The 11,208-nt window shown below is 44.3% G+C and carries 10 protein-coding genes; all 10 read left to right on the top strand.

Annotated elements, in window-relative coordinates:
- Positions 1-577 precede the first annotated feature (577 nt).
- The 10 genes from spoIIID to FCI53_RS15095 all read left to right on the top strand — a co-directional run bounded on the left by spoIIID (position 578) and on the right by FCI53_RS15095 (position 11,145).
- Positions 578-889 carry a sporulation transcriptional regulator SpoIIID gene (spoIIID, locus tag FCI53_RS15140; RefSeq protein ID WP_138419894.1) on the top strand — a complete coding sequence of 104 codons (312 nt, stop codon included), beginning with the start codon at positions 578-580 and terminating at the stop codon, positions 887-889.
- A gap of 162 nt (positions 890-1,051) precedes the next feature.
- Entirely contained in the window at positions 1,052-2,053 is a 1,002-nt protein-coding gene (gene mreB, locus FCI53_RS15135; protein WP_138419893.1) for a rod shape-determining protein, read from the top strand.
- Positions 2,054-2,387: 334 nt separating this feature from the next.
- On the top strand, positions 2,388-3,209 hold the full coding sequence (locus FCI53_RS15130) for a flagellar hook-basal body protein (RefSeq protein ID WP_138419892.1): 822 nt from the start codon (positions 2,388-2,390) through the stop codon (positions 3,207-3,209).
- A gap of 11 nt (positions 3,210-3,220) precedes the next feature.
- Positions 3,221-4,048 (top strand): flagellar hook-basal body protein, encoded by an 828-nt coding sequence (locus FCI53_RS15125; RefSeq protein ID WP_138419891.1) that lies wholly within the window; start codon positions 3,221-3,223, stop codon positions 4,046-4,048.
- A 194-nt stretch (positions 4,049-4,242) separates the two neighbouring features.
- The gene (locus FCI53_RS15120) at positions 4,243-4,572 is read left to right on the top strand and encodes a DNA-directed RNA polymerase subunit beta (protein WP_138419890.1); all 330 of its coding nucleotides are present in this window, start codon (positions 4,243-4,245) and stop codon (positions 4,570-4,572) included.
- A 288-nt stretch (positions 4,573-4,860) separates the two neighbouring features.
- On the top strand, positions 4,861-5,280 hold the full coding sequence (gene fabZ / locus FCI53_RS15115; RefSeq protein WP_138419897.1) for a 3-hydroxyacyl-ACP dehydratase FabZ: 420 nt from the start codon (positions 4,861-4,863) through the stop codon (positions 5,278-5,280).
- Positions 5,281-5,593: 313 nt separating this feature from the next.
- Entirely contained in the window at positions 5,594-5,974 is a 381-nt protein-coding gene (locus tag FCI53_RS15110; protein ID WP_138419889.1) for a hypothetical protein, read from the top strand.
- Between the two features lie 165 nt (positions 5,975-6,139).
- Positions 6,140-6,757, top strand: a complete 618-nt coding sequence (locus FCI53_RS15105) for a hypothetical protein (protein ID WP_138419888.1) — start codon at positions 6,140-6,142, stop codon at positions 6,755-6,757.
- A gap of 441 nt (positions 6,758-7,198) precedes the next feature.
- Positions 7,199-8,092 carry an efflux RND transporter periplasmic adaptor subunit gene (locus FCI53_RS15100; protein ID WP_138419887.1) on the top strand — a complete coding sequence of 298 codons (894 nt, stop codon included), beginning with the start codon at positions 7,199-7,201 and terminating at the stop codon, positions 8,090-8,092.
- 2 nt (positions 8,093-8,094) lie between these two features.
- A complete protein-coding gene (locus tag FCI53_RS15095) occupies positions 8,095-11,145 on the top strand; it encodes an efflux RND transporter permease subunit (RefSeq protein ID WP_138419886.1) in 3,051 nt (1,016 codons plus the stop codon).
- The last annotated feature ends 63 nt before the right edge of the window (positions 11,146-11,208 follow it).

Genomic DNA, 11,208 nt, shown 5'->3' with positions numbered 1-11,208 from the left:
CAAGCGGGCTGGGCTTGACGCTTCCACGGCATCATCTATGATCTTAAAAAGTTAAGAAAAGTCTCTGCACGACCAATATTAAACAACTTTTCGTTATTTTGGTGTCCACTTTCTTGACAGAGGTCCAGAGGAACCGCCACCCCCGTAAAAAAAGCTCGAAAAAGGGAAATAACGGAACGAGGGCCCGCCTTATAGTCGGAAGCGGATTCTGATTCCGCTAATCGCATCAAAAACCGCCAAAAGGAGGACGAAGCGGATCCACACACCCCACCCACACACCACAGGCCGAATTCCAGTTCTATTTTTCACATGGGCTGTATATATATAACTACTAAACATTCGTTTGAGGCAGCAGCTAACGCAATCCAACATTTTAATCATAATCAGACCATCGGCTTAATAAACTGTTAAAAAACTGACAAACAAGATAGGTCTAAGGTGAAAGTGTGTGGGGCTTCCATTGAACAAACATTTATAATCTGAACACGCATCTTTCATACATACTCGTAGTAGACCACGACTTGAATCACCATGTCTCATTGACACCTTGGACGTACAACTTAGGGAGGCGAGTGGTGTGCACGATTACATCAAAGAGAGAACGATCAAGATCGGTCGTCATCTCGTGGAGACGAAGAAGACGGTTCGAATCATTGCCAAGGAATTCGGCGTTTCGAAAAGTACGGTCCACAAAGATTTGACGGAACGATTGCCAGAGATTAACCCCGAACTGTACAACCAAGTAAAGTATATCCTCGACCATCACAAAGCAATTAGGCATCTTCGTGGTGGGGAAGCAACCAAGCTCAAATATAATAGTGAAAACGATTTGTCCACTACTACAACGGACAACCAAGAACAAGATCAACCGATTAAACCGGTTAGTTAACAGCTAATCAGATCCTCCCAAAATACGTAAATCTATCCAATACGACAATTTTTTTTATTTCCTATAACTAAGATATTAAATTTGTGATAATATATATAAATAGAAGCATTATGTCTCGGACTTAAAACTTCGCAATTATATTAGTCAGGGAGGATCAAAGTTATGTTTTCTAGGGATATTGGAATAGACCTTGGAACAGCTAACGTATTAATTCATGTAAAAGGGAAAGGAATCGTCCTCGACGAACCCTCAGTTGTTGCCATGGATCGTACCACAGGAAAAGTGTTAGAGGTTGGCGAAGAGGCTCGTCGCATGGTTGGACGGACTCCAGGAAATATTGAGGCGATTCGCCCATTAAAAGACGGTGTCATCGCTGATTTTGATGTAACCGAAGCGATGTTAAAATATTTCATCAATAAAATTAATGTACGTGGCTTTCTATCTAAACCTAGAATGCTAATTTGTTGCCCAACCAACACCACGAAAGTAGAACAGAAAGCAATCAAAGAAGCGGCTGAAAAGTCTGGCGGCAAAAAAGTATATCTAGAAGAAGAACCAAAAGTAGCTGCAATCGGAGCTGGAATGGATATTTTCCAGCCAAGCGGGAATATGGTCGTCGACGTCGGTGGAGGTACCACAGATGTTGCTGTACTTTCCATGGGAGATATTGTCACCGCTCAATCCGTTAAAATGGCCGGGGACAAGTTTGATGTCGAGATCTTAAATTATGTCAAACGTACATATAAACTCCTAATCGGTGAACGAACTGCCGAAGATATAAAAATTAATGTAGCAACCGTTTTTCCGGATTCAAGAAGCGAAGAAATTGAAATTCGCGGTCGCGATATGGTTAGTGGCTTGCCACGCACGATCACAATTAAATCAAAGGAAATCGAAGAAGCATTACGCGAACCGGTGTCCTTGATCACGCAAGCAGCGAAATCTGTTTTAGAAAAAACACCACCAGAATTATCTGCCGATATCATTGATCGCGGTGTCATCTTGACTGGCGGCGGTGCTATTTTACATGGGCTAGACCAGTTACTTGCGGAGCAATTGAAAGTACCAGTGCTGATGGCCGAAGAACCAACCCATTGCGTTGCAAAAGGAACTGGGATCATGCTAGAAAATATTGATAAAATTGAAAGACGTAAAATCGTTTAATTTATAGAAAACTTATGCGCGGGCGCAGGCCATTTATGGTAGACGAAGCTAGATTTGGTAAGTAAACGCAAATAAGCTATCTCAACATAGGCCAAAAAGCCGGGTTTGGTAACCAAGCGTAAAAATGCAGTTCAAACTAAAGGTGCGCATACTGAACTCGGTAAAAAAATAGTAACAGCTGTGACCATGTGTCACATTAATTTTTGACTATTTTGCGAAATTTGTAAGAAAAACTCGGATAGCCCCATGCACTAGAACATGGGATAATGATAAAGAATCAATCTGATCGAACGATAATAAGTAAAAGCGTTCAATCTGGAGAGGGGAATGTATTTTGTTAAGAGGTTTTTATACGGCAGCAGCAGGAATGACAGCACAACAACGACGCCAGGAAGCTTTATCCAATAACATTACAAACGCATTAACCCCAGGCTATAAACAAGACCAGTCGACATTACGTGCTTTTCCAGAAATGATGATGCAGCGAATAGAAGGGAATACTCCTTCTAGGATTCAGAATAAAAATATACCAATGAATGCAAGAATGGGCGCGATTAACACGGGTGTTTATATGCAAGAGGCAGTTCCTGACTTTTCCCAAGGGAGTTTAAAAGAAACGGGGATTGATACGGACTTAGCGCTTGTCAATGACAGATTGCCTGATGAAACAGGTGCACTGTTTTTCACTGTGCAGCAACAGAATGGGGAACAAGGTTATACAAGAAATGGGAATTTCACGGTTGATAGTGAAGGGATGTTAGTTACCAACGATGGTAACTATGTTCTGGATCAAGAGGGGAATCCAATTTTTACGGATGGTCTTGATTTTAATGTGACATCAGAAGGAAATTTACAAGTGCAAGACCAAACGATTCCACTTGGTATTGCCTATAGTCCAGATGCCAATGATTTAGTTAAACAAGGGTCTGGGATTTTTCAATTAGCCGAAGATGGCCAAGCACCTATCAATGCTAGGGAGCAAGGCATTGATTACAAGATCCAACAAGGCTATTTAGAAAATTCCAATGTCGATTCGAACCAGGCAATGACAGACATGATGCAGGCGTATCGTTTGTTTGAAACAAATCAACGAGTGGTAAAAGCGTATGATCAAAGTTTGGATAAAGCCGTCAATGAGATTGCGAGACTTCGTTAGGAGGGGAAATAATGAGTAGAATGTCGATTCAAGCAGCAGTAACAATGGGGCAACTACAACAAAAGATGGATTTGATCGGAAACAATATGGCCAATTCCAGTACAACAGGATACAAAAGTCGAAATGCTGATTTCCAATCCTTGCTATTCCAACAAATTGACCACCATTTAGGGTCAGAAAACGAATCACCTCGTTTAACTCCTGACGGTATACGTGTTGGCGCCGGAGCAGCACTTGGTAGTACAAACAGTAATCTATCACAGGGACAAGTCCAAGATACCGGTCGTGACTTAGATGTTGCATTACTAGAAAAAAATCAGTTATTCCAAATCCAAACGACTAATGACAATGGTGAAACAGAAACCCAATACACACGAGCAGGAAACTTTTATTTAAGCCCACAAGATAATGGCGAGGTTATGCTCACCACCAGTAATGGACATCCGGTTGTCGGTGCAAATGGGGACCCTATTGTGTTAGAAGATGGTTTTGAATCGCTTAATATTAACAAAGATGGTAGTATTGAGACAACTAGAAACGGACAGTCTCAACAAGAAGCACAACTAGCGATTGTCCAAGCAGTGCGCCCGCGCGTGTTAGAAGCTGTCGGTGAAAATAATTTCCGAATCCCTGAAGATGCAGGAGTCGCAGCCGATGAGATCATCGAGGAGCTTGAAGCAGGTACAGTTGAAGTGAAAAGTAAAGCATTGGAAGGTTCCAATGTCGATCTTTCGCAGCAGATGACGGATTTGTTAACGACCCAACGTGCTTACCAGTTTAATGCACGGTCGATTTCAACGAGTGATGAAATGTCAGGATTAATTAATCAATTACGTTAAAAAACATGATTTACCCCGGTGCTTCAAAACATGAAGGAAAACGGAGAGGTTTAAGTGGGAGGAAAACGGCCGCTAACACCCCGAATGGTTCAAGGGCCTGCGGGTCTCCCTTGTCGTACTAACACTCAATGAGGGAAGAGCAACCCCTCTTACTGAGTGAGTTTTACTTTATCTTTAGTAAGGAGTCATATGCCATGCCAGAACAATCAAGTGGTCCAATTAAACGAACGGAACGGAAAGAGTTACGGAAAAAGGAACGACTATTGGATCGCAAACAAAATCGACAACAAAAGCATGAACAACGAGTAGACAAAAAGAAGCGTAAACAAGAACGAAAACAGAATAAGATACCGAAGCGCCGTCTGATTCCAATTTGGCTCAAAATCGTTCTCGTACTCGTTCTCTCTGCGATCGCACTACTAATAGGTTTGATGGTGGGCTATGGCGTACTTGGAAACGGCAATCCAACTGATGCCCTAGAGTTAGAAACATGGGAACACATCATCCGAATTGTTACAGGATAGTTCGTTTTCGTTTTGAAGCTAATCGCCTTGTGGTGGTTAGTTTTTTTTATTGGATTTATGGATGGTTTTTCTTACGTCGCGGGGCGGTAGTGATATCGAACGACGTCTGATTAACGTTTTTTAACGCGTTGAGGCACTAATTTCAACGAACGGCGTATGATTAGCAACTTTTATCCCAGCACTTACTTTTTTTATATCAAATGACTCATGATCTTGTTCGCCATCTGTTATACTAAACAAGAATCACTGATTCATACATAGGATTACATGAGGAAAGGTAGGATGAACATGCTCGATATTCAGCAAATTAAAGAGATAATCCCGCATCGCTATCCATTTTTATTAGTGGATGAAGTGACGGAAATCGAAGAAAAACGCATTGTTGGCAAGAAAAATGTAAGCATCAATGAACCATTTTTCCAGGGACATTTTCCAGATTATCCTGTCATGCCAGGTGTTTTGATTGTGGAGGCACTTGCCCAAGTTGGTGCAGTGTCCATTTTAAGTAAGGAAGAAAACAAAGGAAAAATCGGCTTCCTAGCAGGAATTGACAGCTGCCGATTTAAGCGCCAAGTAACCCCTGGCGATCAGTTGAAGTTAGAAGTGGAAATCACTCGTCTAAAAGGACCAATCGGCAAAGGGAAAGCAGTTGCCACAGTCGATGGGGAAGTTGCTTGTGAAGCAGAAATTATGTTTGCCGTAAAATAAATAAACAGATTAAAAAACGTTTGAATAGTACACACTATTCAAACGTTTTTTTTATTGGGACAAGGGGACAGGTTTGTTGTCCCACTCATATGGGACAACAAACCTGTCCCTCTGTCCCACCACTTCAAATGGTGTATAATTTTATTTTTTTTGAGGAATCTAATCATGACTGTTTTTATACAGTTCTGCTACCATAGCCTATTCGGGGGTTATTTCTTCTATATATTGGATAGAAGAAGAAAAGTACAACTTGAAAAAATTCCAGTCAACTGGGAATGCTACTAAGGAATTAAACTAAAAGGAGGATGTAGTGATGCATAAAAAATGGTTAGCTAAACTAGGTGCGTCTGCATTAGCGTTATCATTAGTAACAGCGTGTGCAGAAGACGAGGAGCCACCACCAGAAGATGATGCTCCAATCGAGAATGAAGATCCAGCAGAAAACAATGATCTAGAGGATCCAGTAGGTGACGATGCTCCAGCAGATGAAATTGAAGATGAAATGGACGACATCACGGACGAAGGCAATGCTGGTGAAAATGGCGCAGAAGAAGAGGATGCTGACACTGGCGACGCAGGCCAAGAAGGTAACATGGACAATAACGGCGGAGAAAACGGTGCTGGCGATGCAGGCGAAAATGGCAATGCCGGCGAAGACGACCTAATCGGAACTGACGACGAAGAAGACGAATAATAATCAGTGGGACAAGGGGACAGGGACCTTGTCCCATTTTTTATGTTATAAAGTGGGACAGTGGACCTGTCCCCGTGTCCCATCATTAAAAATAAAAAGTCACGTACATGTCTGTCCATTTTTCTTCATATAGTGAAGTAACAATTAAAAATGGGGGTCGTACGAATGACAGCTACTAATTATGCAACAGGAGCAGAAATTAAAACGTACCTGTTGCAACATAAGGATCAAATTTTCAGTGAATGGGACGCAGAAACAACGGAAATTTACTTATTTTTACGAGATGAACTTAGGAAAGGTCCGATTCTCGACAATACGCTGTTTAAGTTTATCTTTCGCTCGTTCTACCATATGGACAATCGCAGTGTGACAGAAGCATTTGATCAGCGCTTTTTTTCTATCATGGACAAGCAGCTAGCAAGCCCCAACCTACCAAATTTAACAACAATCACCTATGATTTATACCAAGTGAAAAATAAAAATAATAATCCATCGATGCAGTTTCCATTGGTGACAAACATGGCGAATACAATCCATCCTAACTTTCCGACCTATACACCAGAGGTTGCCAAGCTGTTTACGTTTACGTCGACTAAACATCTGTCTGGCTTTTACAAAAAAATGAAACGATTCATCGAACAGTACCGCTACCTCCATCGCACTTATGTCCAACTTGCTTTAGATCCCGACATCCAAGTCCTTCTCAACCAAATCGATGTAGACCTACCACTATTTAAAAAAGTGGACAGCCTTGTATTTGAAGCAAGCAAACTAGCCAACTGAAGTGGGACAAGAAATCTTGTCCCGCTTGTTTTTTGGAGGTTGTCTAGCTCTTTTGTTGGACAGTGAACCTGCCCCGCCCGGCGTGTTCCGTGTGTGGTGCGACTTGTTGATCCCGTGCGTGGTGCCTGATACTTGATGTGATTTGTTGTCCGTAAAAATGATGATTATTCCGCAAAAGATTCAATAATCTCGTAAAACATCCCCATTTTCCCCCAAAAATCCTCCCTATTCAGCATCAACCACCCACCCTTTCACTCGAATGATATTTCTAATTAAGGACAATCTAATATACAGAACTTTTATTCTGAGAAATAAGGGCAGGTAGGACAGAAAAAGGATGATCCGCCGGTGGATTACTCAAGCGGGACAGTGGACCTGTCCCCGTGTCCCACTGTGGGACAACATCCCTGTCCCCGTGTCCCGGAAGAGGGGGTTTTGTGTATGTGGCAATTGTTTGGGCGTTTGTTCATGATTGGGGTTATGATTTGTTTGCTTGCGGCGTGTGGGCAAGGGAATGATGATGATCCGAATGCGGGGGAGCAGGCCGACGAGGAGATGGCTGCTACGCCGGTGGAAGTTGGTAAGGTTAGCCAGGGGGATTTGGTGAAACGGAAGCAGTTCTATGGGCGGACGATGCCAACTGCTTCGACACCTGTTGTTCCTCCTGTTGCCGGAGAAATTGATCAACTTAACATCGCAAAGGGGGAGATGGTTGAAGAGGATGATGTGATTGCTATGATTACTCGTGCCGACCAAGGTGGCACAATCGACATCACAGCTCCTGCCAGTGGACAGATCACCTCATTGGAGGCACGGGAAGGTAGTATCGTTTCCAATACCGAGCCACTGGCAGTCATTATCGACCTTGATACAATTCAAATCCAACTAGGAGTTACTGCCAATAACCTCGATTTATTTAATAATAGAAAATCAGCTACCGTTCATTTTAACGATATCGAACTCGAAACGACAGCAACGGTGGAACATGTTGCGTCTGTCTCCGATGAAACGGGCCTTTATCCAATCGAATTTGAAGTAGATAATCCAGACAAAAAGATAAAAGCAGGAATGGTAGCGACCATTTTCATTAAAGAAATAGCGGTAGAAGATACACTGCTTATCCCAACCGAAGCGCTTGTCGAGCAGACGAACCAAACGTTTGTCTATGTAGTCGATGGCGGACAAGTGAAAAAAACCGATGTTACCGTTACCGAATCGCAAACGAGCCAAACAGCAATTGAGGCTTCCCTAAGAGAAGGGGACACGATCGTCACGGGTGGCCAATTGACCTTAACCGATGGAGCGAGTGTTCGCATCGTGAAGGAGGATCGGTAACCGTGAAGCTAGTCGATACGTCTGTCCGGCGTCCGGTTGGGGTAATCATGATTGTATTGGCCGTCATCGCCCTCGGGACGATTTCGGTGCGGAATTTAGCGATTGATCTTTTTCCTGAAATTGACCTACCGATCGCAGTGGTGGCGACTAACTACGAGGATGCCGCGCCGCAAGAGGTCGAACAGCTCATTAGCCGACCGATTGAATCATCGTTAAGTACAATTGAAGGGGTCAACACGATCCAATCGCAATCACAAGCAGGTGCGTCGCTCGTTATTTTGCAGTTTAATACGGGTGTTAATTTGGACAATGCCCTGCTACAAGTACGGGAAAGTGTTGATCGTGTCAAAGCGATGCTACCCGAGGGGGCAAGCGATCCTAATGTACTCAGATTTAATCCTAACCAAATGCCAATTATGTGGGTCGGTTTAACTGGTGATGATGTGGTGCAACTGCAGCAAATTGCCGAAGATCAGGTTGGTCCGCATTTTGAACGTCAAGGCGGTGTTGCATCCGTTACAATTGAAGGTGGCAAGCAACGTGTGATTGAAATCGAGTTAGACCGTGCTAAATTAATCGAGTATGGCTTGACGCCGCAACTGTTGATGCAATCGTTACAAGGTGCGAATCAATCCGGTTCAGCCGGTGTGGTGGCCAAAGGAGATAAAGATCTGCAAATTCGCATCCGTGGCGACTATGATTCAATCGATGACATTAGGGAAACGATTGTGCAAACGCCACAGGGCGCAAGGGTGCATGTGGAAGATGTGGCGAACGTGACGAGTACTTTTTCCGAATCAGGTACTTCTCTAGTTAACGGAAAGCCTGCTGTTGTGTTGTCAGTCATGAAGCAATCCGATGGCAATACGGTCGAAGTCTCTGAAAATATTGCGGCTGCAGTGGAAGAATTGCAGGCAGACATGCCGAGTGACGCTCGTTTGGATGTAGTCGTTGACACGTCTACTTTTATAAAACAGTCAATTGCGTCTGTGATTCAAAATATGATTCTTGGTGGCGTTTTTGCTGTCTTGGTTTTATTGTTATTTTTAAAAAGCATTCGAGCAACATTGGTTGTCGGTCTATCGATTCCAATCGCGCTCATCTCGACGTTTACCCTGATCTATTTTACCGGCGAGACGCTCAATGTACTTACCATGGGCGGTCTAGCGCTCGGAATTGGGATGATGGTCGACAGCTCGATTGTTATTTTGGAAAATATCGTGTCCTACCGGCAGCGAGGCTTTGCGATGGTGGAGGCGGCAAAACGCGGTGCATCGGAATTAGCGCCGGCCGTGATCGCATCCACCACGACGACATTGGTGGTGTTTCTGCCGATCGCATTTGTGGAAGGCATTGCATCCGAGTTGTTCACGCCACTCGCGATGACCGTAGCGTTTGCGCTGATTGCATCACTGATTGCATCGATCACACTTATTCCGATGTTATCATCCAAACTATTGTCCAGGGCGATGGATGATCATGGCCGTCGCTATTGGTTTGACCAATGGCTTGATCGATTTAACAACGGCTATGCTGGTGTGTTGCAGAAGGCGTTGCGATTTCGGAAAACAACCATTCTAATCACGATTTTGGCGATCGTCGGAAGTTTGGCACTGGTTCCGCGGATTGGTACCGAATTTATCCCACAAGCCGATCAAGGGCAAATCGCGGTCGATGTCGAGACTCCTGTTGGTACATCCAAGGAAAAAACAGAACAAATCGCCGAACAAGTCAATAACCAATTAGAAAAATATGAGGAAATTGGTGTCAACTACGTCACAGTTGGTGGAGGAGATCCAATGATGGGCGGCACTGGCGGTAGCGGCAACACTGCATCTTACACGATCCAGTTGGTGCCTCCAGCACAGCGCGATCAATCGACAACCGAGGTGGTGCAACAAATAAGTGCGGAACTTGAGGATATCGTTGGTGCCGAGGTCACCGTTAGTGCGATGGGTGCAACGATGGGAACCGGCAGCCCGATTGAAGTACAACTGAATGGTCCGGAGCATGAGGTGTTGCGCGAACTGTCCGATCAAGTGATCAGACAAATTTCGGAAGTGGATGGCGTGCTCAATCCGACTTCATCGGTTGCGGAAACACGCCCAGAACTTAATGTTGATGTCGATCGCGAAATGGCAGCACAATACGGGCTAAGCTATCAGGAAATTATGAGTCAAATCCAACTCGGCTTCACTGGGCAAACGATCATGCAATATCGTGAGGCAGGAGATGAAATGAACGTAAGGCTGATTTTTCCTGAAGACGAGCGAGACACGATTAGTGATTTAGAAAATATAGCCATTCAAAATCAACAAGGTACGATGGTGCCATTAGATGCAGTTGCTGACTTTGTCCAAGTCCAAGGCCCGGCAACGTTGGCGCGGCAAAATCAACAGCGTCAAGTCAATGTCACCTCCGATATTATCAATCGTGATTTAGGGAGTGTATCTGCTGACATTGAAGCGGTCCTAGCGGATATGCACTTTCCAGAAGATTACAGCTATTCTGTCGGTGGCGAAGCAGAGGACATGGTTGAGGCGTTCTCAGACCTGGCACTAGCGCTAGTGCTATCGATTTTTCTCGTGTATGCCGTCATGGCCGTCCAGTTTGAAAACTTCTTAACGCCATTTGTGATCATGTTCTCGATGCCAGCAACCGTCGTTGGGGTGATTGGTGGACTTTATATAACAAACACACCGTTAAGTATCACAGCTTTTATCGGCATCATTATCCTGGCGGGAATTGTCGTCAACAATGCGATCGTACTGGTGGATTACATTAACATCGTCCGCGCACGAGGGGTGGACCGACACGAAGCGATTGTGGAAGCAGGAGTCAGCCGCATGCGCCCAATCCTAATGACGACCCTGACCACAATCTTAGCAATGGTGCCACTCGCACTAGGGATCGGCGAAGGTGCAGAAACCCAACAACCAATGGCGATCACCGTCATATTCGGCCTAGGCCTATCCAGCATCTTCACCCTAATCCTCATCCCAGTCGTCTACACCTACACCGACGACCTCACCAGAAGAGTAAGTGGGACATAGGGACAGGTTTGTTGTCCCACTTTTGCCTTTGGTGTTGTGCTTGGCCACTTCAAAACAAGTGAT

Source organism: Aquibacillus sediminis (assembly GCF_005870085.1).
GTDB classification, from domain to species: Bacteria; Bacillota; Bacilli; order Bacillales; family Amphibacillaceae; genus Aquibacillus_E; species Aquibacillus_E sediminis.
Note: the sequence above shows the minus strand (reverse complement) of the source record. Positions and strands in the feature narration are given on the sequence as shown.

Bases quoted from the DNA above. Each gene is read 5' to 3' on its own strand.
- mreB (WP_138419893.1), top strand. From the start codon at position 1,052: ATGTTTTCTAGGGATATTGGAATAGACCTTGGAACAGCTAACGTATTA.
- FCI53_RS15125 (WP_138419891.1), top strand. From the start codon at position 3,221: ATGAGTAGAATGTCGATTCAAGCAGCAGTAACAATGGGGCAACTACAA.
- FCI53_RS15120 (WP_138419890.1), top strand. From the start codon at position 4,243: ATGCCAGAACAATCAAGTGGTCCAATTAAACGAACGGAACGGAAAGAG.
- fabZ (WP_138419897.1), top strand. From the start codon at position 4,861: ATGCTCGATATTCAGCAAATTAAAGAGATAATCCCGCATCGCTATCCA.
- FCI53_RS15110 (WP_138419889.1), top strand. From the start codon at position 5,594: ATGCATAAAAAATGGTTAGCTAAACTAGGTGCGTCTGCATTAGCGTTA.
- FCI53_RS15105 (WP_138419888.1), top strand. From the start codon at position 6,140: ATGACAGCTACTAATTATGCAACAGGAGCAGAAATTAAAACGTACCTG.
- FCI53_RS15100 (WP_138419887.1), top strand. From the start codon at position 7,199: ATGTGGCAATTGTTTGGGCGTTTGTTCATGATTGGGGTTATGATTTGT.